Source organism: Actinomadura sp. 21ATH, assembly GCF_041951345.1.
Taxonomy (GTDB): domain Bacteria; phylum Actinomycetota; class Actinomycetes; order Streptosporangiales; family Streptosporangiaceae; genus Spirillospora.
This window is the reverse complement of sequence record NZ_JBGNUR010000016.1, coordinates 148096-170087: the sequence shown is the minus strand read 5'-3', so window position 1 is coordinate 170087 and position 21992 is coordinate 148096. Positions and strand designations below refer to the sequence as shown.

The window sequence follows — 21992 nt, the reverse complement described above, 5'->3', positions numbered from 1 at the left end:
TCCCGGCGCACCGCCCCCGCCGCCGTTCCGGCCGATCGAAGGATCAGACAGCAACCATGCACGCGCTCATCGCCGCCGCCGTCGCCGCGCTCGCCCTGCCGCCCGCCGCCCCGGCCGTCCCGGGCGCCCCCGCGGTCCTCTCCCGCGCGCCCGGGCCGGACATCGGTGAACGGATCGCGCGGATCACGATCTCCCGCATGAAGGTGCGCGGCCCCGTCCGCGAGGGCGTGACGCGCCGGGTCCTCGCGCGCGGGATCGGCCACCACCCCCGTACGGCGATGCCCGGCGAGATCGGGAACGCGGTGCTGCTCGCCCACCGCACCACGTACAAGGCCCCGTTCCGCCGCATCGGGCGGATGCGCGCCGGCGATCGCGTCACCGTGACGGCGGGCGGCAGGACGTTCGTCTACCGGGCGTACGGGAAGCGGGTCATCTCGCCCCGCAAGACCAGCGTCCTCGCGCCCGTGCCGTTCCGGTGGGGGGCGGCGCCCCGGGAGAGCGTGCTGACGCTGATCAGCTGCCATCCGCCCGGCTCCGACCGCAGGCGGCTGGTCGTGCTGGCCAGGCTGGAACCCGCGGCGGGCACCCGGTGAACGGCGCGCCCCGTCCCGGCTGGGGCACCAAGCCGCTGCGCGCCATGACGTACGAGGAGCTGCACGACCTGCGCGCCGTCCTGACCCGCGAGACGCCTCCGGACTGCGCGCTGCTGCGCGCCATCGACAGCCTGCTGCCCGTCCCGGCACCTGTGCCCGTCCCGGCACCTGTGCCCGTTACGGCACCTGTGCCCGTTACGGTTCCCGCGCCCGCCCCTGCCGGGGACGAGGACGACGAGTCCGACGACTGGCTCCTCGACGGCTGACGCGGGAAGCCGGCGTCAGCCGAACCGGCCCGCCGCCGGCTGCGCCGACCGGTCCTCGCCGTTGACGGTGATCAGGTGCTTGACCAGCGACGTGAGCACGCTCTTGGTCGAGCTCCGGTTGCGCGCGTCGCACATGATGACCGGCGTCCGGTCGTTCAGGTCGAGCGCCTCGCGGATCTCGTCCGGCTCGTAGTCGTAGCCGTCGTCGAAGCAGTTGACGCCGACGACGAACGGCAGCCCGCGGCTCTCGAAGTAGTCGACGGCCGGGAAGCAGTCCGCCAGCCGCCGGGTGTCGGCCAGCACCACCGCGCCGAGCGCGCCGTGCGACAGCTCGTCCCACATGAACCAGAACCGGTCCTGGCCCGGCGTCCCGAACAGGTACAGGATCAGCCCGTCCCGGATCGTGATGCGGCCGAAGTCCATGGCGACGGTGGTGGTCGTCTTGCGGTCCACGCCCGAGATGTCGTCGACGCCGACGCTCTGCTCGGTGAGGACCTCCTCGGTCTGCAACGGCTTGATCTCGCTGACCGCGCCGACGAACGTGGTCTTGCCGACCCCGAAACCCCCCGCCACGAGGATCTTCACGGCGAGCGGCATCGCCGCCGCGTCGTTCCGGGGGGACGCGTCAGAGCGCCTCGAGTCCATGGAGCACTTCCCTGAGCAGATGTTCGGTCACGGTCGGGCTTTGCTGTTGCGGGCGCCGTACCGCGATGAGCCGGTGGGCGAGCAGGTCGCCGAGCAGCACCCGGACCACGACCAGCGGCAGCCCCAGCCGGGCGGAGACCTCCGCCACCGAATGGGGCCGCACGCACAGGTCGACGATCGCCAGGTGCTCGGGACCGATCTCGGGCGAGGACGCCGCCGGGGTCGCGACGGTCGCGATGATCGCGATCATCTCGAAGCCCTCGCCGCGGGTGCGCGGCCGGGCGCGGCCGCGGGTGAGCGCGTAGGAGCGGACGAGGGGACCCGCGTCCTCGTCCAGCCATTCGTTTCCGGGGCCGCTCATCGACCGTTCACGACCCCTCGTCGAACTCGATGTTCTCGATGCTCGGCTCGGCGACCGTCTCGTCCCGGCCGCGCCGGGTCCCGCGCTGGATCGACGACATCATCGAACGCAGCTCCTCGGGCGAGCGTTCGGCCCGCGACTCCGCGGGCGCCGGCGCGGGCTCGCCGCCGCCCGCCTCGTCGCGCAGCTGCGGCGCGAGGCTGGCCTGCCGGACCCGCTTGGGCAGGTCGGGCCGGCCGCCGCGCGACCCGGCGCCCCGGGACGCCCCGCCGGGCGGCCGGCGCAGCGAGCCGGGACCGCCGGTGGTGCGCCGCTCGGGCCGCAGCTCCTGGACGGGCCGCGGGGACCGCTCCGGCTGCGGCGGCGTCTCGGGCGCGGGCGCCGGATCGGGTACGGAACGGGGCGGCTCCCCGCCCGGCCGGCGGTGCCGCGCCCCGAACTGCGGCGCGTCCTGGATGCCGGCCGGCATGCCCGGCTGCTGCGGGATCGGGGCGGTGGGGCCGTTCGGTCCGTACGGCGGTGCCGCTTCGGGGATGGGCGGTTCGTGGCCGGGCTGGTGGCCCGGCTGGCCGCCCGGCTGGTTCGAGTGCAGGCGCAGCACCGCGCCGCCGGACCCGGCGGGCAGCGCGGCCCGCTCGTGGCCGCCGCGCAGCACCCCGGCGGGGACGAGCGCGTCCTCGCTGCGCCGGGTGAGCGCGAGCGGGGCGGCCTCCTGGAAGCCGTCGCCGTCGCCGTGCACCACGATGTCCTCGGGGATCAGCACGACCGCGCTCATCCCGCCGAACGGCGAGGTCCGCAGCGTCACCCGGATGTTGTGCCGCTTGGCCAGCCGGCCGACCACGAACAGGCCCAGCTGGGCACTGTCGGACAGGTCGAACTCGGGCGGCTCGGCGAGCCGCGCGTTGGCCTCGGCCAGGCTCTTCTCGTCCATGCTGAGCCCGCGGTCCTCGATCTCCATCGAGAAGCCGCGCGCCACGACCTGCCCGGTGACCTGCACGCTCGTGTGCGGCGGCGAGAACGAGCAGGCGTTCTCGATGAGCTCGGCCAGCAGGTGGATGACGTCCGCGACGGCCACGCCGGAGATCGCGGCCTGCGTCATCGGGGCCACCGACACCCGGGTGTAGTCCTCGACCTCCGACGCGGCCGCGCGGGCGACGTCGATGACCGCGACCGGGTTGCGCCAGCCGCGGCCCGGCGCCTGCCCGGACAGGATGATGAGGCCCTCCGCGTGCCGGCGCATGCGGGTGGCGAGGTGGTCGATGCGGAACAGGTCCTCCAGGTCGTCCGGCTCGCTGATCCGGCGCTCCATGGAGTCGAGCAGGTTGAGCTGGCGGTGCAGCAGCGTCTGGCTGCGGCGGGCCAGGTTGACGAAGACCTCGCTGATGCCGCGGCGCAGCCCGGCCTCCTCGACCGCGCCCTGGATCGCGGTCCGGCGGGCCTCGTTGAACGCCTGGCCGACCTGGTCGATCTCCTCGGTGCTGAACGACAGCGGCGGCGCCTCGGCGACGACGTCGACCTCCTCGCCGCGGCGCAGCCGGCGGATGACGCCGGGCAGCTTGCTGCCGGCCAGGTCGAGCGCCTCGCGCTTGAGGCCGTTCAGGTCGCGGACGACCGAGCGGGCGGCCCAGATCGCCAGGATGACCGACAGCACGACCGCGAGGAGGCCCAGCACGCCGGCCAGCGCCACCCGCAGGATGATCGCGTTGGAGATCGGCTCGGCCCGCTGCTCGGCGGCGGCGATCAGCGACAGCTCCAGGCCGCGCAGCCGGGTGAGGTTGGAGTCGACGGTGGTCTTCCACAGCACCGGGGCGTCGGCGCCGGCGCGCGGCAGCCGGGTGCTGTTGACGTAGCGGTCCTCCAGCGCGCGCAGCCGGCCGTACTGCGGGGTGCTGGTGACCCGGCGGAAGTACGTCCGGTCCTCGGTGCGCAGCTCGGGCGAGGCGATGTCGTACAGCGCCCGCTGGGTGCCCACCGCCTTGACGAACGCGGCGTGCTCGGCGCGGCTGATCCGGCCGGCCGCCAGCACGCCCGCGAGCAGCGCGTCCTCCTGCGAGAGCGCCTCCCGCGCGCGGGCCAGGGCGACCTGGTTGCGGGCGTCCTTGGCGACCTCGGAGTTGTTCAGCGTGGACAGCGTGCCCTGCAGGGTCCCGATGCCGCCGATCAGGCCGGTGTAGTCGGCGAACGCCTGGGCGCGCTGGGTGCCGCCGGTGTCGATGGCGTTGCGCTTGCCGGCCAGCCCGTCCAGCCCGCGGACGATCTCGTCCGCCAGCCGCCGGGTCGTCGCGGGCGCCGCGTCCAGCGCGTCCTTGTCACCGGCCAGCCGGCGGAACAGGCTCGCCTGCCGGTCGGTGACGAGCCGGGCGGCCTCCATCACGGCGAAGTCCGTGGGCTGCTTGCCGCCGAGATAGACCATGGTGGCCCGGCGTTCGGCCTGGAGGGTGCTGCCGAGCGCGCCGGACGGGTACTCGAAGTGGTCCTGAACGGTCTCGACGTTGCGCAGGTTGAGCCCTTCCCCGAGGGTGACGCTCGCCGCGAACGCCCAGAGGATGCTCAGCGAGACGAGCGAGACCAGGACCAGCGCCGTGACCTTGAATCGGACCGTACGGAACCGGCTCGTTCCGGTCCTTGGCCGTCGATGATTGCTGCGTGACCCCATGCCGCGGTCCCTTGATCGCACGAAGAAGGCTCTCTGTTAGCCGACGGTTACTGATCGCACGAGAGGGTACATGGCCGCGTGATCGTTTGCGGAACTTGTGGGGAGAGATCTGAATCATTGCGGTTCGGCCCACATGACGGGTAGTCGCGGGCATACAATCCGCGACCGTGATCTTTAAGAGCCAGCTCAAGCGAAGGCCGCCCGGCCCTCCCGGCCTGCGGCGCCCCCGTGCGGGCGGACGGCTGGCGGTCGCCGTGGCCGTCACCGCCGCACTGGCCGGGTGCAGCGACTCGTCGAACGCGACCCGCACGTCGCTCCCCCAGATCCCGGCCCAGCAGGTCATCGGCGCGACCGAGGGGCAGCTGAACCTCGTCGCGTGGACCGGGTACGCCGAGGACGGCTCGACCGATCCGAAGGTCGACTGGGTGACCCCGTTCACGAAGGCGACCGGCTGCCGGGTGCGCACCAAGATCGCCGACACGTCGGACTCGATGGTCGCGCTGATGAAGACCGGCAAGTACGACGGCGTGTCGGCGTCCGGCGACGCCAGCCTCCGGCTGGTGTACGGCGGCGACGTGGCCCCGGTGAACACGTCCCTGCTGACGAACTATCCCGACATCGCGGACTACCTCAAGGAACAGCCGTACAATTCGGTCGGTGGGCAGATGTACGGCGTTCCCCATGGTTACGGCGCCAACTACCTGATGTATCGCACCGACAAGCTGCCGCAGCCGCCGACGTCCTGGAACGTCGTGTGGGACAGGAACTCGCCCGCCGCCGGCAACATCACCGCCTACGACTCCCCGATCTACATCGCCGACGCCGCCCTCTACCTCAAGGCGCACCGTCCCGACCTGAAGATCAAGGACCCGTACGCGCTGGACGAGAAGCAGTTCGAGGCCGCACTGGACCTGCTCCGGCAGCAGCGCCCGAACGTCGGCCAGTACTGGCACAACTACGCCGACGAGCTCCAGTCGTTCATCGTCGGCGACAACCACGCCGGCACCGCCTGGCAGGTGACCGCCAACCTGGCCAAGGAGCAGAAGGCCCCGGTCGACACGGTGCTGCCGGTCGAGGGCGCCACCGGCTGGTCCGACACCTGGATGATCTCCTCCCGCGCCAAGCACCCCAACTGCATGTACCGCTGGATGAACTGGATCACGACACCGAAGGTGCAGGCCCAGGTCGCCCAGTGGTTCGGACAGGCGGCCGCCAACCCCAAGGCGTGCCGCTACACGGCCAGGGGATTCTGCGCGACGTTCAAGGTCGGCGACGCCGACTTCTACAAGCGCATCGCGTTCTGGAAGACGCCCGTGAGCAACTGCGGCGACGACCGGGGCGACGCGTGCGTGGAGTACGCCCGCTGGTCCCAGGCCTGGACAGAGATCAAGGGCTAGGAGGAAACCCGACCCAGCAGAACCTCAGCATCTCCCCTTCATCCCCCGAACGTGCGATGGCGCACGACAAGGAGAGCATTCCCGTGAAGTTCAGCTACGCCATGCTTCCCGACTACCCCGTCGCGGAGTCGCTGGCCTCCATCAAGCTCGCCGACGAGCTCGGGTTCCACGCCGTGTACGCGGCCGACGAGCCGTGGCACAAGGACCTGTGGCTGCTGTTCGCCGCCGCCGCCGCGCAGACCTCCCAGATCCGCATGGGTCCGAGCGTCTCGGCGGTCACCCTGCGCGAGCCGAGCCTGATCGCCCAGGCCGCCGCCACCCTCGACGAGCTGACCGGCGGCCGCGCCGACGTCGTCCTCGGCAGCGGCAACTTCGGCGTGCTGGCCCAGTACAAGATGGACTGGACCAAGACCAAGCCGCTCACCCGCGTCAAGGAGGCCGTCGCGGCCGTCCGCACCCTCCTGGACGAGGGCGCCATCACCCGCGACGGCGAGTTCTACTCCTACGACGGCCTGTTCACCTTCGCCCGGCCCGTCCAGGAGCACCTCCCCGTCAAGATCGGCGCGATGCGCGGGCCGAAGTCGTTCCAGGCGGCCGGCGAGCTGTCCGACGGCGTCCACCACGCGCTGAGCTACTCGCGCGGCGCGTACGAGTACGCCGTCGAGAACTTCAGGATCGGCGCCGAGCGGGCGGGCAAGGACTGGGAGTCGATGGACATCGGCGCCTGGGTCGTGTTCGCGACCGGCCCCGACTCGCAGGCGGCCAAGGAGGCGGCCCGCAGCATGGTCGGCCTCTACGCGTCCGCGATGCCGTCCGAGCAGTTGGAGCGCAACGGCGTCGACCCGAAGGACATGGAGCCGATCGTCGCCGCCATCGGCGCCGGCGACCTCGCCAGGGCCATCGAGCTGACCACCCCCGACATCACCGAGAAGCTCTCCCTGGCCGGCACCCCCGACGAGGTCCGCGCGAAGATCGAGCGCGAGATCGCCGGCACCGGCGTCAACCACATGATCCTCGCGATCACCGACGCCACCCTGGTGAAGCAGTTCACCGGCCGCGACGTCGAGAACGTCGCCGACGTGGACACCCAGCTCCGCCTGATCCACGACGAGCTGATGCCCGCGTTCAAGTAGGACCCCGCGCGAGGGGCCGGGCATGCGGCTTGCCCGGCCCCTTCCGCGTTCCGCCGGTCCGGGCCCGCGTGTCCACCGATCGGTGGACACGAGGTTCGACCGGTCGAGGCTGTCGGCGGAAAGGGCCGTCCGACCAGCATTGACGGCATGAGAGACCTAACAGTGCGGACGGCCCGGTGGAGCGCCGGACATCCGTGGCGCGCGATCACCGGCTGGTTCCTGTTCGTGGCGCTGTGCTTCGGGCTCGGCATGACCGTCGGCGGGAACGCCGCCACCACCGAGGACTTCCGCATCGGCGAAGCCGGGCGCGCGGAGGCCATGGCCGCCGAGGGCGGGCTGGGCCAGCGGCCCGTGGAACGGGTGCTGATCACCGCGCGTGCCGGCGCCCTCGACCCCGCCGCGGCGGACGCCGCCGCGCGCGACGCCACCGCACGGATGAAGGCGCTCCCCGAGGTCGCGGCGGTAGGCGCCCCCATCCGGTCCGCCGACGGCTCGGCGGTACGCGTCGACGTCACCATGAAGGGCCCGGAACTCGACGGCAAGAAGCACGTCGAGCCGCTGCGCGCGCAGACCGCCCAGGTCCAGGCCGCGCATCCGGGGCTCCGGATCGAGGAGACCGGGAGCCCGTCCATCAGCAAGGGCGTCGAGAAGCTGCGGGGCGACGACCTCGCCCGCACCGAGATGATCGCCCTGCCGGTCACCCTGATCACGCTGCTGCTGGTCTTCGGCTCGATCGCGCTGGCCGTCGTGCCGCTGCTGCTGGCGCTCACCTCGATCGTCGCGGCCGTCGGGCTGTCGATGCTCGCCTCGCACGCGTTCCCCGACTCCGGCGTCGGCACCAACGTGATCCTGCTGATCGGGCTGGCCGTCGGCGTCGACTACACGCTCTTCTACCTCAAGCGGGAGCGCGAGGAACGGGCCCGTTCCGGCGGCCGGCTCTCGTCCCGGGCCGTCGTGGAACTGGCCGCCGCCACCTCCGGCCGCGCGGTCGTGCTGTCCGGCCTCGCGGTCGCCGCCTCCAGCGCCACGCTGTACCTGGCCGACGACGTCATCTTCTCCTCGATCGCCACCGGCGCGATCGTCGTCTCGCTCGTCGCGGTGGTCAGCTCGCTGACCGTCCTGCCCGCGCTGCTGGCCAAGCTCGGCGAGCGCGCCGAACGCCGCCGGGCCGCGCGCGCCGGCCGGCCGCGCCGGGAACGCCGGGAACGCGCCGGCGGCGGCCGGATCACCGTCGCCATGCTGCGCCCGACCGCCCGGCACCCCGCCGCCACGCTCGCCGTCACCGTCCTGATCATGCTCGGCCTCGCCGCGCCGCTGCTGTCGCTCGACCTCACCGACATGGGCCGGGAGACCCACCCCCGCGACATTCCGGCGATGCGGTCGTACGACCGGCTGAACGCGGCGTACCCGGAGCTGAAGGCCATGCACCAAGTCGTCGTGCGCGCCGACCCCGCCCGTTCCGCCGAGGTCGCGGCCGCCCTCGACGGCCTCGCCGGGCGCGCGAAGAACGACCCGAACCTGGCCGGCACCGCCGAACTGCGCACCTCGCCCGACCGCCGGATCAGCCTCCTCGAACTGCCCGTACCGCACCATGTGAGCACGGACCGGGCCCGCACCTCCCTCGAAGCGCTCCGCGAGCGCCACGTCCCCGCCACCATCGGCGCGCTCGGCGGCGCCGAGACCGCGGTGACCGGCGACGTCGCCCGGTACGCCGACTACCCCGAGCACCAGAAGGGCAAGCTGCCGTTCATCATCGGCGCGCTGCTGCTGGTGACGTTCGCGATGACGGTCTGGGCGTTCCGCTCGGTCGTCCTCGGCCTGGTCGGGGTCATGCTGAACCTGCTGTCGGCCGCCGCCGCGCTCGGCCTGCTCGTGCTGGTCTTCCAGAACACCTGGGCCGAGGGACTCCTCGACTTCACCTCCACCGGCTCGATCGGCTCGCGCGTACCGCTGTTCCTGTTCGTGATCCTGTTCGGGCTGTCGATGGACTACCAGGTCTTCGTCATCAGCCGGATCCGCGAGAAGGTCCTGGACGGCCTGCCGACCCGGCAGGCGGTGCTGGAGGGCATCGGCGGCTCGGCGGGGGTCGTGACCAGCGCCGCGTTCGTGATGGTGACGGTGTTCGCGAGCTTCGTCCCGCTGCACATCATGGAGATGAAGCAGATGGGCTTCGCGCTGGCGGTGGCCGTCCTGCTGGACGCCGTCGTCATCCGGATCATGATCCTGCCCGCGCTGATGCTGCTGCTCGGCGAGCGCAGCTGGTGGCCGTCGCGCCGCGCGGCCGCCACCGCCCCGGCCGCTCCGGAAGCGCGCCCGCTGGAAGTAGGCTGACCCGCATGGATCTTCGGCCACGGCTCGGCGTCCGGGTCCCCGCCCTGACGCCGGGCCGCTGGTACACCGTCGTGTGGATCCTGTTCGGCCTGTGCCCGCCGGCCATCGCCGTCCTGGACCGGCCCGCCGCGACGGCGTACCCGGTGCTGGCGCTGCTCGCCGTACTCGCGCTCTCCCACGCGCTCCTCCGGGTGATCGGCCCGTACGCCTTCCTGTGCGTGCTCGCGGCCGGCGTGGGAGGAATGTCGTTCCTGCTCGGGGGCGGCGCGGCGATGTTCATCGTGGCCCTCCCCCTCTTCTGGATCCACTCCGGCAACGCGGGGCACGCGATCGCCTTCGTCAGCGCCGCCGCCGCGCTCACGTTCGCCGGCACGATCCGCTGGGACGGGGACACCCTCACCGGCAACGCCGTCTTCACCCTCCTCGGCTACGCGGCGGGCGCCCTCGTCGGCCTCTGGACGCACCGCGTCCTGCGGCAGCGCGACGAGCGCGCCCACCGCCTCGCCACCGAACTGGACAGCGCCCGCCGGCGGCTCGCCGAGGCGTACCAGCGGCAGGGCGCCGCCGAGGAGCGCGAACGGCTCGCCCGCGAGATCCACGACACGCTGGCCCAGGGCTTCGCCTCCATCGTCGTCCTGGCGGAGGCGGCCCGGGCCGACCCCGCGCACAGCGACCAGCGCCTGCTGTCCATCGAGCGCACCGCCCGGGACAACCTCGCCGAGGCCCGCGCGCTCGTCGGCTCCGCCCCGTCCCAGTCGAGCACCTCGATCGCCGCGGCGCTGCGCCGTACCCTGGACCGCTTCGCCGAGGACACCGGCCTCGCCACCACCGCCGAACTGGCCGAGATCGACTGCGACCAGCCGACCCGCGTCGCGCTCCTGCGCTGCACCCAGGAGTCCCTCGCGAACGTCCGCAAGCACGCCGCCGCCACCACCGTCGGCATCGTCCTCGCCCTCCACCCCCACGGCATCGAGCTGGAGATCACCGACGACGGCCGCGGCTTCGAGCCCGGCGCCGCCCGCGGCTACGGCCTGGAGGGCATGCGCCGCCGGCTGGCCGAACTCGGCGGCGAGCTCACCGTCACCTCCTCCGTCGGCGACGGCACCCGCGTCCACGCACTGATCCCGGCAGGTACCGCATGACCGAGCAGCCCCTCCGCGTCATCGTCGTGGACGACCACACCGTCATGCGCGCCGGCGTCGTCGCCCTGCTGGCCGCCGACCCCGCCATCACCATCGTCGGCGAGGCCGGCGACGGCCGGGAGGCGGTCGACCTCGTCCGGCGCCTCGCCCCGGACGTCGCCCTCGTCGACCTGCGGATGCCCGTCCTGGACGGCGTCGCGGCGACCGCCGAGATCGTCCCGACGGGCACCCGCGTGCTGATCCTCACCACGTACGACACCGACACCGACATCGAGCGCGCCGTCGAGGCCGGCGCCATCGGCTACCTGCTGAAGGACACCACCCGCGAGCAGCTCGCCGACGCGATCCGCGCCGCCGCCCGCGGCGAGACCGTCCTCGCGCCCCGCGTCGCCGAACGCCTCGTCGCCCGCATGCGCCGCCCCGCCCAGGTCCCGCTGACCTCCCGCGAGACCGACGTCCTGAACGCGGTCGCCGACGGCCTCTCCAACGCCGAGATCGGCCGCCGCCTGGTCATCGCCGAGGCCACCGTGAAGACCCACCTTCTCCGCATCTTCGCGAAACTCGACGTCAGCGACCGCACCCACGCGGTGGTGGTCGCCCTGGAACGCGGCCTCCTCGTCCGCTGAACCTCCCCATCGCCCTACTGCTCCCGGACCCAGGCGAGGAACTCTTCCGCGAGGCCGGGCGGATTGGCGGCCCTGGTGAGGCGGGCGACCGCCTCGTGGTACTCCAGTTCGTGGAGGAGCACGGAAAGACATGATCGTGCACCCTCCCTTTCCAGCCGCTTCCCCGGGCCGCTCTACCTCACCACCCGCTGCGGGCGCTTGTGAGACGCTGCGGGCGTTGAGGCGCCCGGCCAGAAGGAGCCCGCCATGAACGCGCCACGGTGGCAGCACGCCTACGATGTCTACAACCCTCACTCTCCTGAGTCCTGGCGTTCTCCCGCCCATCTGCTGGACGCCTACTCCGCCGAAGGCTGGGAGCTGGTCAGCCACGCGCACGACCGCGACTGGATCACGTTCACGTTCAAGCGCCCGCTGCCGGACGAGCGCGCCCCGGCGCGGTGATCCGTACGCTCACCAGGATGCGCATCGACCTGATCACCATCGTCGTGGACGACTACGACCGCGCCATCGAGTTCTTCACCGGCCCCCTGGGCTTCGAGCTGGTCGAGGACTCGCCGTCGTTCACCGACGACGGACGTCCGAAGCGGTGGGTCACCGTACGTCCGCCCGGCGCCGAGACCGGCGTCCTCCTGGCCCGCGCGGACGGCGAGCGCCAGACCGCCGCCATCGGAGAACAGGTCGCGGGCCGGGTCGGGTTCTTCCTCCGCGTGGACGACTTCGACGCCGCCCACGAGCGCATGACGGCGGCCGGTGTCGAATTCGTCCGCCCGCCGCGCACGGAGGACTACGGCAAGGTCGCCGTCTTCCTCGACATCTCCGGCAACCGCTGGGACCTCCTCGGCCCCGCCTGACACCGCCGGCCGCGGCGGCGGGGGCGTAAGTGGGTTTGAAGGGGGTTGTAAGGGGGGTCGGGGATCGTGGTCCTCGTTCGGGTGGGACGAGGAGGGTGCGATGGAGGCGGCGGTCGTTCGGGAGTTCGCGGCGGCGCGGGAGGAGGTGTACGCGGCGTGGACGCGGGCGGGGAGGTTCGCGCGGTGGTTCGGGCCGCGGATCTTCGCCACGCCCGTGGAGCGGGTGTCGCTGGACGTGCGGCCGGGCGGGGCGTGGGAGGCGACCATGGTCGGGGACGAGGGGTACGAGGTCACGTTCGGCGGCGTGTACCGCGAGGTCGAGGCGCCGGGACGGCTCGTGCTGACGTTGGGTGAGGGCGGCGGGCCGGTGTCCGTGGTGACCGTTCTGCTGGAGGAGCGGGGCGGGGTCACGACGATGCGGTTCCGGCAGGCCGGGGACGGGGCGGAGCAGGCCAGGGCGGGGTGGGTCGAGTTCTTCGAGCGGCTGGACGAGCACCTGGCCGTTCAGAGGACGTCGTCGAAGGACAGGCCGCGGCCGTGAGCGTACGCGGCGGCGAAGGCGGCCTCGCCCAGGGCGGCGGTGTGCTTCGCGGTGACGCGTTCGATGTCGCGGGTCTCGGACGGGTTGTACGTGCCGCCGTGCGCGGCGCGGGCGGCGGCGGCGAGGCCGAGCAGGCGGGCGCCCTCTTCGGGGGGTGAGGCGGCGGCCAGGGCCTCGACGGCGAACGCGGTCGTCCAGGGGTCGCCGACCTTGAGGGCGGTGGTGAACGCCTCGACGGAGAGGTCGCGGGCGCGGGCGGTGTCGCCGCGCTGCTCGTGGAGGAAGGCGAGTTCGGCGAGGGTGGAGGGGAGGAAGAGGGGCGGTTCGCCGTCGCGGGGGACGCCGTCGAGCATCGCGTCCAGGTGCCTCTGCGCCTCGTCGAGGCGGCCGGCGCGGCGGGCGGCGTTGGCGTACCCCATCCAGGCCATCATGCGGCCTTCCTGGTAGCCCTGCTCGTTCGCCAGCCGGAGGGCGCGGTCGCAGCGCTCCATCGCGGTCTCGTGGTCGCCGGCGTTCAGGGCCGTCCAGCCGAGCCAGGACATGCGGCGCACGGCGTCCGGCCACAGGCCCATCTCCTCGGCCAGCCGCAGGCCGTCGGTGAAGAGGCGGACGGCGCGGTCGGCGTCGCCGGCGCCTTCGGCGAGGGCGGCCAGCCATTCGGTGGCCTGGAGGCGGCCCCAGCGGTCGCCGAGGTCGCGGAAGATCCGCTCGCTCTCGGCGCCGGCGCGCTCGCCGGCCTCCAGGTCGCGCAGGGAGAACGCGTCGCGGGCGTGCCGGCTCAGCGCGGCGGCGGTGCCCCAGCGGTCGCCGATCTCGCGGAACGCGGCGAGGGCGGCGTCGTTCAGCTCCCGGGACGAGGGCAGGTCGGGGAGGCTGAGCGAGACGAACCAGCGGGCCCGCGCGCGGTCGCCGGGGTCGGTGAGGCCGTCCAGGGCGCCCTTCCAGTCGGTGTCGCCGCCGGTCAGGAGGGTGAACCCGGCGAGCCATGCGGCGGCGCGGGCCTGGTCGGGGCCGGGAGCGGCCGTGGACAGGGCGTGGGTGAACGAGCGGCGCGCTTCGGTGAGGCGTCCGCGCAGGAACCAGTACCAGGCGAGCGCGTTGACGAGCCGCAGGGCGCCGGGCTGGGAGGCGGCGTCGAGGGCGGCGCGCAGGTTCGCGGACTCGGCGTCCAGCCGCCGCATCCATTCCCTCTGGCCGGCCCCGCGCAGGTGCCGGTCCGCCCGCACGGCGAGTTCGGTGTAGTACGCGGCGTGGGCCGAACGAACCCTTTCCGTCTCGCCCGCGTCCTCCAACCGGCGCAGGCAGTACGCGGTGACCGATTCGAGAAGCCGGTAGCGCATCCCGTGTGCGCCGTCTACAGCGACGACCAGGGAACGGTCGATGAGCCGCTGCAGGACGTCGACCACGTCGACGTCCGGTTCACCGCAGACGGTCTCGGCCGCATCCAGGTCACAGCCGTCGGCGTGAACCGCGAGGCGCCGCAGTACGAGCCGTTCCTCGTCGCCGAGCAGCGTCCAGCTCCAGTCGATGACGGCGGCGAGGGTCTGCTGCCGGGCGGGCGCGCCGCGCTGGAAGCCCCTCAGCAGCCGGAACCGGTCGTCGAGCCGCGCGACGATCTCCTGGACGCCGAGGGCGCGGACGCGGGTGGCGGCCAGTTCCAGCGCCAGCGGGATGCCGTCCAGCCGGCGGCACAGCTGCGCGACCGCGCCCGCGTTGGCCTCGTCGAGCGCGAAGCCGGGCGCGGCGGCGGCCGCCCGCGCCTCGAACAGCCGTACGGCGTCGGTCGCGGCCACGGCCGGCAGGTCCGATCCGGCGGGGACGGCGAGCGCCGGGACGCCGTACAGCGTCTCGCCCGCCACGTTCAGCGGCTCCCGGCTCGTGGCGAGGATCCGCAGCCCGGGGGCGTCGCGCAGCAGCCGGCCGGCCAGCGCGGCGGCCTGCTCGATCACGTGCTCGCAGTTGTCGAGGACGAGCAGGAGGCGCCGGTCGCGCAGCGCCCCGGCGAGGTGGTCGAGGGCGTCGGCGGCTCCGGCGCGGACGTCGAGCGCGGCGAGCGCGGCCTCCGCCAGCGAGGCCGTGTCGGGCTCGTACGGCGCGAGCTCGACGATCCAGACGCCGTCCGGACGGCCGTCCAGGAGCCGCCTGCCCACCTCCAGGGCCAGGCTCGTCTTACCGACGCCGCCGGGCCCGGTGAGGGTGACGAGCCGCTCGCGGGCCAGCAGGTCGCGCAGCTCGGTGATCGCGGTGTCGCGGCCGATGAGGTCGCCGACGGAGGCGGGAAGGTTGGTCCGGGGCCGTTCGCGCGCGCCCTTCAGCTCGGGGGCCTGCCGCAGGATCCGCTCGTAGAGGGCGGCCAGTTCCGGGGACGGGTCGAGGCCGAGCTCGTCGGCGAGCCGCTCGCGCAGGTCGCCGTACGCGGCGAGGGCCTCGCTCTGCAGGCCGCGCTGGTAGAGGGACGTCATGTGGACGGCGCGGAGCCGTTCCCGCAGGGGATGCTCGGCGACCAGGTCGGCGACGTCGACGGGTTCGCCGGCGTCGAGGCGTTCGGCGGCGTGGGTCTCGACGGCCGCCAGCCGCGCCTCCTCCAAGCGCGCGATCACCGGCCGGAGGAACTCGGCGTCGGCGAAGTCGGCGTACGCGTCGCCGCGCCACAGGGCGAGCGCCTCGGCGTACCGGCCGGCCCCGGCGAGCCGCTCGAAGCGGGCGGCGTCGACCGCGTCCGGCGCGGCGGCCAGCGCGTACCCGGGGGCGCGGGAGACGACGAGGTCCCTGCCGCCCGGCTCGGCGTCCGCGAGCGCGCGCCGCAGCTGCGACACCCGTACCTGGAGGGCGGCCATGGCGTCGGCGGGTGGCCGGTCCCCCCACAGGTCCTCGATGAGCCGACCGGCCGGGACCACCCGGCCCTCGTGCGCGAGCAGATCGGCCAGCAGCAGGCGCACCTTCAGCCCGGGGATCGTGACGGCCTCGCCGGCATCGGTCCAGGTCGTGACCGGTCCCAGAACTCCAAAACGCATAAGAGGGACCTTAAGCCCGTTCAGGCGAGGGAGTCCGCGCGGGACAGGCAAGCGGTGGGGGTGAGGGTGGCGCCTTCGGCCAGTTCCGTTTGCAGGGCGTCGCCCAAGTCGGCGCTCAGGCGTGCTTCGATGCGGGACGCGTCGGCGCGTTCGGTTACGCCCGGAGCCAGGTTCCGTATGCGGCGGATCTCCGCGGCGGCCCCTAGGAAGCGGGCCGCGTCGGTGGAGCGGCCCTGGAGGCTGAGGACTCCGGCCAGCCCCTCCAGGGAGACGGCCATGACGCGCGGGCCGTCCGCGCGTACGGCGAGGCCGAGGTTCTCCCGGTAGAGGCGCACGGCCTCGGGGAGGTCGCCGCGCAGCTCGGCCGCGCGGGCCAGGCCCTCGTTGACGAGGGGGAGGAAGATGGGCGGCTGGTCGCCGTCTCCGGCCGGGAGGTCCTTGAGGATGGCGGTCAGGCGGGACTCGGCCTCGTCCGCGTCGCCTTCCCGGCCGGCGGCGAAGCCGAGAATGATCTCGGCGAAGACCTGGGACTGCCGGTCGGTCGAGCCCAGCACGCGCTCGGCGCACGCGCGCGCCTCCGCGAACTCGCCGAGCTGGAGGAAGACCCAGCCGAGGAAGGCGTACCCGGTGGCGACCTCCGGCCACAGGTGGAGGTCCTCGGCCATGGCGATGCCCTCCCGCTGGAGCCGCGCGGCGCGCTCGAACGCGCCGACCAGCTCGGCGTGGGCGGCCAGCCAGCCGATCGCCTGGAGGCGGCCCCAGCGGTCGCCCAGCCGCGCGAACATCCGGTCGGCGCGCTCGCTCAGGCTCTCGACCGCGCCGGGGTCGCCGCGCATGTGCGCGTGCATCGCCCGCATGGACAGCGTGGCGGCCTCGCCCCACGTGTCGCCCTGCTCGGTGAACGCCTCCATCGCCAGGTCGAGCAGCTCTTCGCCGGCGGCGGCCTCGTCGTACCGGCTCCCGCAGTACGCCAGGAACCAGAGAGCGCGCGCACGGTGGTGGGGGGAGGTCCGGGCGAGCCCCGCGACGGCCTCCCGGCGGCGGGCGGGCCAGCCGTCGCCGTCGCCCTGGAGGAGCGCGATGCCCTCGCGCGCGGCGGCGGCCCGGGCGCGGGCGGCGACGTCGCCTCCCTTCAGCAGGGCCGCGTCCAGCGAACGGAGCGCCTCGGCGAACCGGCCGCGCAGGAACCAGTACCAGGTGAGGGCGTTCGCCAGGCGCAGCGCGTGCTCGCCGTCCAGGGCGACGCGGAAGTTGGCGGCCTCGGTGTCCAGGAGGCGCAGCCAGCGGTCCTGGTCATGGCCGTAGAGGTACGGCTCGGCCCGTTCGGCCAGTTCGGTGTAGTAGACGTGGTGCCGCTGCAGGACGTCCTGGTACTCGCCTGCCTCCTGCAGCCGGTCCGTGCAGTACGCGGCGACCGATTCCAGCAGCCGGTAGCGGGGCCCGTCGGCGTGGTCGGCCGCGACGACCAGGGAACGGTCGACGAGCCGGGCCAGCAGGTCGAGGACGTCCTCGCCGTCTCCCGCGCAGACGGCCTCGGCCGCCTCCAGGGAGCACCCGCCGGCGTGGACGGCGAGGCGCCGGAGCACGGCCCGTTCCGGCTCGGACAGCAGCTCCCAGCTCCACTCGATCATGGCGGTGAGGGTGCGCTGCCGGTGTGGGGCGCCGCGGTGGCCGGTGGCCAGCAGGCGGAAGCGGTCGTCCAGCCGGGCCACCAGGCCGTGCACGCCGAGGGCGCGGACGCGCGTCGCGGCAAGTTCCAGCGCGAGCGGGATGCCGTCCAGGCGGCGGCAGAGGGTCGCGACGGCGGCGGCGGTGCCCGCGTCGAGGCGGAAGTCGCGCGCCGCGGCGGACGCCCGCGCGACGAACAGCCGGACGGCGCTCGACCGTTCCAGAACGGCCAGGTCGGTCTCGCTGCTCTCCGGCACGTCCAGCGGCGCGACGTTCCAGACGGTCTCGCCGGGGACGTCCAGCGGCTCGCGGCTGGTCGCCAGGACGCGCAGCCCGGTCACGGCCGCGAGCAGGCCGCGGGCCAGCTCCGCGACCTGGTCGATCACGTGCTCGCAGTTGTCGAGCACGAGCAGCACCGGCGGCCCGTCCAGCGCCTCGGCCAGCCGCCCGGCGGGCGTGCCGTGCGCCGCCGGGTCGTGGACGTCGAGCACGCGCATGATCCCGTCGGTGAGGTCGGCGGTGGTCGCGGACCGTTCGAACGCGGCCAGCTCCACCATCCAGACGCCGCCCGGCAGTGCCGTTCCGGCCGCGGCCTCGATCGCCAGCCGGGTCTTGCCGACGCCCCCCGGCCCGGTCAGCGTCACCAGCCGCGCCTCGTCCAGCAGGGCGCGGACGCGCCCGGCGTCCTCCTCGCGGCCGACCAGCTCGGTGGGCGGGATCCGCAGGTTGGTGGTGGGGCGGCCGGGGGCCGCGGCGGGCTCCCGCGCGGGTGCCGGCCCGGCGTCCTGCGCGAGGATCGACCGGTGCAGCGCGACCAGTTCGGGACCCGGGTCGAGTCCCAGCTCGTCGGCCAGCGCGGTGCGCAGCGACTCGTAGCTCGCCAGGGCCTCGCCCTGCCGTCCGGACCGGTAGAGCGCCCGCATGTGGGCGGCGCGGAGACGCTCGCGGAACGGGTGCGCGGCCAGCAGCTCGCCCAGCTCGCCGGCCAGGACGCCGTGCTCGCCCAGTTCGAGCCGTACCTCGGCGTGCTCTTCCAGGACGGTCAGCCGCAGCTCGGCCAGCCGGGCGGTCGCGGCCCGCGCGAACGGCTCGTCCGCGAAGTCGGCGAGCGCGTCCCCGCGCCACAGGCCCAGCGCCTCGGCGAACAGCGCCGCCTTGCCCGCGGGGGCGCGCGTGTCGCGGGCGCGGGCGGCGGCGGTCTGGAAGCGGTGCGCGTCGACCCGTTCGGGAGGAACGTCCAGAAGGTAGCCGGCGGGCCGGGTCGCGACGAGCGCGCGGGCGCCCGGCTCGGCGTCCTCGAAGATGCGGCGCAGCTGCGAGACCTTCGCCGACAGCGCGGCGGGCGGGTTGCCCGGCAGGTCCTCGCCCCACAGGTCGTCGATCAGCCGGTCGGCCGGTACGGGACGGCCCTCGTTCAGCAGCAGGTCGGCGAGCAGGGCCCGCACCTTCAGCCCGGGAACCGCGACGGGCGCGCCGCCGTCCGTCCAGACGGCCAGCGGCCCCAGCACCCCGAAACGCATGAGCGCACGATAGCGCCGGGCCGCGACTGGTCCGGCGAGTCGCCGTAAAGCGGCGCGAAACGGTCGGCAACCCGCCGTAAAGATCCCGTAAGACCCCTCGGGCATCGTGGTACTCGTCCACAGAGAGGGGGCGGAGATGCTCAGGATGGCGGTCATCATCGGCAGCACCCGCGACGGCCGGTTCGGGCCGACGGTGGCGGGCTGGTTCGCCGGCCACGCGCGCCGCCGCCCGGACCTCACGGTCGACCTGATCGACCTGGCCGAGGCCGGGCTGCCGGCCACGCTCACCGACCACGACGCGCCGGTCCCGGCGCCGGTCAAGGAGCTGGCGCCACGGCTGGCCGAGGCGGACGCGTTCGCCGTGGTGACGCCGGAGTACAACCAGAGCTTCCCGGCGCCGCTCAAGACCGCCATCGACTGGTACTACGAGGAGTGGCAGGCCAAGCCGGTCGCCCTCGTCTCGTACGGTCGCGAGTCGGGCGGGCTGAACGCCGCGGCGCAGCTCCGGCAGGTCTTCGCCGAGCTGCACGCGGTGACGATCCGGGACGGCGTCGTCCTCCCCCGCTACTGGGAGGACTTCGCGCCGGACGGTTCGTGGCCCAAGCCGACCGCCGAGTGCAACACCGCCGTCAGGACCACCCTCGACCAGCTCTGCTGGTGGGCCCGCGCCCTCCGGGACGCGCGCGACAAGACCCCGTACACCACCTGAACCACCACGAGATCGCCAAGGAGGCGGCCATGCGCAAGATCATCAACTCCACCTACATCTCGCTCGACGGCGTCATCGAGAACCCGCACCTGTGGACCTTCGACTACTTCGACGAGGAGGCCCAGGCGTACGCCCGCGAGCTGCTCTTCTCCTGCGACGCCCTGATCGCCGGCCGCGAGACCTACGAGGGCTTCGCGCAGGCATGGCCGAGCATGGAGGAGCAGACCGGCGAGTACGGCGTCCGGATGAACTCGATCACCCACTACGCCGTCTCCACCACCCTGGAGAAGGGCGCGTGGAACAACACCGTGATCATCAAGGAGAACGTGGCCGACGAGGTCCGCAAGATCAAGGAGCAGGAGGGCCAGGACATCGTCCAGTACGGCTTCGGGCAGCTGTCGCGGACGCTCGTCGAGAACGGCCTCATGGACGAGGTGCGGCTGTGGATCCACCCGGTGATGGTCGGCACCGGCAACGCCGCCGACCTGCTCACCGCCGAGGGGTTCTCGTCCAAGTTCGAGCTGGCCGGCACGACCACGTTCGGCTCCGGCGTGATCGTGGCGACCTACCGCCCGATCGCCGCCGAGAAGGACGCCTGACCAGGGCGGACGACCCGGCGCGGGAAATTCCCGGAAGAATGTCGTCCGGGATGTCGATCCGGCCGTCGTCTGTACGACGCGTTGGTGACGGGCGGGACGGACACGCCGTCCCGCCCATCCGCCTGAGAGGGAGACAGCGATGCGGTTCCTGATGATGACGACCGACGACGGCTCGGCCGGCGGCGCCCCGGACGAGAAGATGATGGCGGAGATGGGCGCCTTCATCGAGGAGCTGACCCGGGCGGGCTCGCTGCTGGCGACCGGCGGGCTGGAGCCGGGCGGCGTCCGCGTCAAGTCCGAGGGCGGCAAGGTCACCGTGATGGACGGGCCGTTCACCGAGGCCAAGGAGGCCGTGGTCGGCTTCGCGCTGGTCGAGACCCGGACCCGCGAGGAGGCCATCGAGCTGTCCAAGCGGTTCTACTCGATCGTCGGCGACGGCCAGGGCGTGATCAAGCAGGTCTTCGGCCCGGGGGACCCGTTCCCCGGCGAGTGACCGGCGGATGACCGGCGGATGAGCCCGGAACGCCCGGCCCCGCGCTTGCGCGCGCGGCCGGGCCGGTGCTCTGATCGTCCTCGTGACGACGGAGACCGGAACGGAGCCGGGGCCGGGGCCGGAGCCGGGCGACGCCGCCGGGACGCACCGGGCGGTCGACGCGGTCTGGCGGCTGGAGTCCGCGCGGATCATCGCCGGGCTGGCCCGGCTGGTCCGCGATGTCGGGCTCGCCGAGGAGCTGGCGCAGGACGCGCTGGTCACCGCGCTGGAGCAGTGGCCGGAGTCGGGCGTACCGGATAACCCGGGTGCCTGGCTCATGGCCGTCGGCAAGCGCCGCGCCATCGACCGCATCCGCCGCGACCAGACGCTCGAACGCAAGCTGGAGGAGATCGGCCACCGGCTGGACGCCGCGGACGGGTCCACCGAGGACTTCGCGGCCGTCCTGGAGGACGAGCCGATCGAGGACGACATCCTCCGGCTGGTGTTCACCGCCTGCCACCCGGTGCTGCCCACTCCGGCCCGCGTCGCGCTCACGCTGCGGATGCTGGGCGGGCTGGCCACCGACGAGATCGCGCGGGCCTTCCTCGTCCCCGAGAGCACGGTCGCGCAGCGGATCGTGCGGGCCAAGCGCACCCTCGCCGAGGCCGGCGTGCCGTTCGAGGTCCCGGCGGGCGAGGAGCGGGCCGGGCGGCTCTCCTCCGTGCTGGAGGTCATCTACCTGATCTTCAACGAGGGGTACGCGGCGACCGCCGGCGACGACTGGGTCCGTGCGGACCTGTGCCAGGAGGCGCTGCGCCTGGGCCGGCTGCTGGCAGGGCTCGCTCCCGGCGAGGCCGAAGTGCACGGGCTGGTCGCGCTGATGGAGATCCAGGCGTCGCGCACGCGCGCGCGTACCGGGCCCAAGGGCGAACCCGTCCAGATCCTCGACCAGAACCGCGGCCTCTGGGACCAGCTGCTCATCAGGCGCGGGTACGCGGCGCTCCTGCGCGCCGAGAAGGCCGCCGGCGGTGCCGGCACGCCCGGCCCGTACGTGCTGCAGGCGGCGATCGCCGTCTGCCACGCGCAGGCCCGTACCGCCGAGGAGACCGACTGGGAACGGATCGCCACGCTCTACGGCGTCCTCGCCCAGCGCGCCCCGTCCCCCGTGGTCGAGCTGAACCGCGCGGTCGCGGTCGGCATGGCGTACGGCCCGGAGAAGGGCCTGGAGGTCGTGGACGCGCTGCGCGGCGAGGCGTCCCTGAGGAGCTACCACCTGCTGCCCAGTGTGCGCGGCGACCTCCTCTACAAGCTGGGACGCTTCGCGGAGGCCAAGGAGGAGTTCGAGCGGGCGGCGTCACTCACCCGGAACGGGCCCGAACGGAACGTTCTGCAGGAGAGAGCCGCGGCAGCGGCCGCCAAGCAGGCGTGACGCGGCCCGGGCGACGAGCCTTCCGCTCGCGTCGCCCGG

General features: G+C 73.6%; 19 protein-coding genes. 14 read left to right on the top strand and 5 right to left on the bottom strand.

Going from position 1 to position 21992, the window contains the following annotated elements:
• Positions 1-56: 56 nt before the first annotated feature.
• Both ACA361_RS33775 and ACA361_RS33770 read left to right on the top strand, forming a co-directional pair.
• A complete protein-coding gene (locus ACA361_RS33775) occupies positions 57-593 on the top strand; it encodes a class E sortase (protein ID WP_375018851.1) in 537 nt (178 codons plus the stop codon).
• Positions 590-859: a hypothetical protein gene (locus ACA361_RS33770; protein ID WP_375018849.1), complete on the top strand. Its 270-nt coding sequence runs from the start codon at positions 590-592 to the stop codon at positions 857-859. Before ACA361_RS33775 ends, ACA361_RS33770 begins: the two co-directional genes overlap by 4 nt.
• A gap of 15 nt (positions 860-874) precedes the next feature.
• Here the strand turns inward: ACA361_RS33770 and ACA361_RS33765 are convergent, their stop codons facing one another.
• From ACA361_RS33765 to ACA361_RS33755, 3 genes are read right to left on the bottom strand one after another with little or no spacing between them, the layout of a single operon-like run.
• Positions 875-1504 (bottom strand): ATP/GTP-binding protein, encoded by a 630-nt coding sequence (locus tag ACA361_RS33765; RefSeq protein ID WP_375018847.1) that lies wholly within the window; start codon positions 1502-1504, stop codon positions 875-877.
• The gene (locus tag ACA361_RS33760) at positions 1485-1865 is read right to left on the bottom strand and encodes a DUF742 domain-containing protein (RefSeq protein ID WP_366622906.1); all 381 of its coding nucleotides are present in this window, start codon (positions 1863-1865) and stop codon (positions 1485-1487) included. Before ACA361_RS33760 ends, ACA361_RS33765 begins: the two co-directional genes overlap by 20 nt.
• A gap of 7 nt (positions 1866-1872) precedes the next feature.
• Complete coding sequence (locus ACA361_RS33755) at positions 1873-4521, bottom strand: nitrate- and nitrite sensing domain-containing protein (protein WP_375018845.1); 2649 nt, start codon at positions 4519-4521, stop codon at positions 1873-1875.
• Between the two features lie 167 nt (positions 4522-4688).
• Here ACA361_RS33755 and ACA361_RS33750 point away from each other — a divergent pair, with 167 nt between their 5' ends.
• The 8 genes from ACA361_RS33750 to ACA361_RS33715 all read left to right on the top strand — a co-directional run bounded on the left by ACA361_RS33750 (position 4689) and on the right by ACA361_RS33715 (position 12542).
• Positions 4689-5918, top strand: a complete 1230-nt coding sequence (locus ACA361_RS33750; protein WP_375018843.1) for an ABC transporter substrate-binding protein — start codon at positions 4689-4691, stop codon at positions 5916-5918.
• An 83-nt stretch (positions 5919-6001) separates the two neighbouring features.
• A complete protein-coding gene (locus ACA361_RS33745; RefSeq protein WP_375018841.1) occupies positions 6002-7051 on the top strand; it encodes an LLM class flavin-dependent oxidoreductase in 1050 nt (349 codons plus the stop codon).
• A 147-nt stretch (positions 7052-7198) separates the two neighbouring features.
• The gene (locus ACA361_RS33740; protein ID WP_375018839.1) at positions 7199-9382 is read left to right on the top strand and encodes an MMPL family transporter; all 2184 of its coding nucleotides are present in this window, start codon (positions 7199-7201) and stop codon (positions 9380-9382) included.
• A 5-nt stretch (positions 9383-9387) separates the two neighbouring features.
• A complete protein-coding gene (locus ACA361_RS33735; protein WP_375018837.1) occupies positions 9388-10524 on the top strand; it encodes a sensor histidine kinase in 1137 nt (378 codons plus the stop codon).
• Positions 10521-11150 carry a response regulator gene (locus tag ACA361_RS33730; protein ID WP_375018835.1) on the top strand — a complete coding sequence of 210 codons (630 nt, stop codon included), beginning with the start codon at positions 10521-10523 and terminating at the stop codon, positions 11148-11150. Before ACA361_RS33735 ends, ACA361_RS33730 begins: the two co-directional genes overlap by 4 nt.
• A 246-nt stretch (positions 11151-11396) precedes the next feature.
• Positions 11397-11591 (top strand): hypothetical protein, encoded by a 195-nt coding sequence (locus ACA361_RS33725; RefSeq protein WP_375018833.1) that lies wholly within the window; start codon positions 11397-11399, stop codon positions 11589-11591.
• A 17-nt stretch (positions 11592-11608) separates the two neighbouring features.
• Positions 11609-12001 carry a VOC family protein gene (locus ACA361_RS33720; RefSeq protein WP_375018831.1) on the top strand — a complete coding sequence of 131 codons (393 nt, stop codon included), beginning with the start codon at positions 11609-11611 and terminating at the stop codon, positions 11999-12001.
• A 100-nt stretch (positions 12002-12101) separates the two neighbouring features.
• Positions 12102-12542, top strand: coding sequence for an SRPBCC domain-containing protein (locus ACA361_RS33715; protein WP_375018829.1), 441 nt, complete (start codon positions 12102-12104; stop codon positions 12540-12542).
• Here the strand turns inward: ACA361_RS33715 and ACA361_RS33710 are convergent.
• Together ACA361_RS33710 and ACA361_RS33705 are read right to left on the bottom strand one after the other, a co-directional pair.
• A complete protein-coding gene (locus ACA361_RS33710; RefSeq protein WP_375018827.1) occupies positions 12506-15556 on the bottom strand; it encodes a BTAD domain-containing putative transcriptional regulator in 3051 nt (1016 codons plus the stop codon). The two genes, ACA361_RS33715 and ACA361_RS33710, sit on opposite strands and share 37 nt — an antisense overlap.
• A 20-nt stretch (positions 15557-15576) precedes the next feature.
• On the bottom strand, positions 15577-18744 hold the full coding sequence (locus ACA361_RS33705) for a BTAD domain-containing putative transcriptional regulator (RefSeq protein WP_375018825.1): 3168 nt from the start codon (positions 18742-18744) through the stop codon (positions 15577-15579).
• Positions 18745-18880: 136 nt separating this feature from the next.
• Here ACA361_RS33705 and ACA361_RS33700 point away from each other — a divergent pair, with 136 nt between their 5' ends.
• From ACA361_RS33700 to ACA361_RS33685, 4 genes are all read left to right on the top strand, one after another.
• Entirely contained in the window at positions 18881-19453 is a 573-nt protein-coding gene (locus ACA361_RS33700) for an NADPH-dependent FMN reductase (RefSeq protein WP_375018823.1), read from the top strand.
• A gap of 29 nt (positions 19454-19482) precedes the next feature.
• Positions 19483-20052: a dihydrofolate reductase family protein gene (locus tag ACA361_RS33695; protein WP_375018822.1), complete on the top strand. Its 570-nt coding sequence runs from the start codon at positions 19483-19485 to the stop codon at positions 20050-20052.
• Between the two features lie 139 nt (positions 20053-20191).
• Positions 20192-20545 carry a YciI family protein gene (locus ACA361_RS33690; RefSeq protein WP_375018820.1) on the top strand — a complete coding sequence of 118 codons (354 nt, stop codon included), beginning with the start codon at positions 20192-20194 and terminating at the stop codon, positions 20543-20545.
• 82 nt (positions 20546-20627) lie between these two features.
• Positions 20628-21953 (top strand): RNA polymerase sigma factor, encoded by a 1326-nt coding sequence (locus tag ACA361_RS33685; protein WP_375018818.1) that lies wholly within the window; start codon positions 20628-20630, stop codon positions 21951-21953.
• The last annotated feature ends 39 nt before the right edge of the window (positions 21954-21992 follow it).

Coding starts and splice junctions, on each gene's coding strand:
- ACA361_RS33765 (WP_375018847.1), bottom strand. CDS start 1,504: ATGGACTCGAGGCGCTCTGACGCGTCCCCCCGGAACGACGCGGCGGCG.
- ACA361_RS33700 (WP_375018823.1), top strand. CDS start 18,881: ATGCTCAGGATGGCGGTCATCATCGGCAGCACCCGCGACGGCCGGTTC.
- ACA361_RS33705 (WP_375018825.1), bottom strand. CDS start 18,744: ATGCGTTTCGGGGTGCTGGGGCCGCTGGCCGTCTGGACGGACGGCGGC.
- ACA361_RS33725 (WP_375018833.1), top strand. CDS start 11,397: ATGAACGCGCCACGGTGGCAGCACGCCTACGATGTCTACAACCCTCAC.
- ACA361_RS33740 (WP_375018839.1), top strand. CDS start 7,199: ATGAGAGACCTAACAGTGCGGACGGCCCGGTGGAGCGCCGGACATCCG.
- ACA361_RS33760 (WP_366622906.1), bottom strand. CDS start 1,865: ATGAGCGGCCCCGGAAACGAATGGCTGGACGAGGACGCGGGTCCCCTC.
- ACA361_RS33690 (WP_375018820.1), top strand. CDS start 20,192: ATGCGGTTCCTGATGATGACGACCGACGACGGCTCGGCCGGCGGCGCC.
- ACA361_RS33695 (WP_375018822.1), top strand. CDS start 19,483: ATGCGCAAGATCATCAACTCCACCTACATCTCGCTCGACGGCGTCATC.
- ACA361_RS33730 (WP_375018835.1), top strand. CDS start 10,521: ATGACCGAGCAGCCCCTCCGCGTCATCGTCGTGGACGACCACACCGTC.
- ACA361_RS33720 (WP_375018831.1), top strand. CDS start 11,609: ATGCGCATCGACCTGATCACCATCGTCGTGGACGACTACGACCGCGCC.
- ACA361_RS33735 (WP_375018837.1), top strand. CDS start 9,388: ATGGATCTTCGGCCACGGCTCGGCGTCCGGGTCCCCGCCCTGACGCCG.
- ACA361_RS33775 (WP_375018851.1), top strand. CDS start 57: ATGCACGCGCTCATCGCCGCCGCCGTCGCCGCGCTCGCCCTGCCGCCC.
- ACA361_RS33755 (WP_375018845.1), bottom strand. CDS start 4,521: ATGGGGTCACGCAGCAATCATCGACGGCCAAGGACCGGAACGAGCCGG.
- ACA361_RS33710 (WP_375018827.1), bottom strand. CDS start 15,556: ATGCGTTTTGGAGTTCTGGGACCGGTCACGACCTGGACCGATGCCGGC.
- ACA361_RS33715 (WP_375018829.1), top strand. CDS start 12,102: ATGGAGGCGGCGGTCGTTCGGGAGTTCGCGGCGGCGCGGGAGGAGGTG.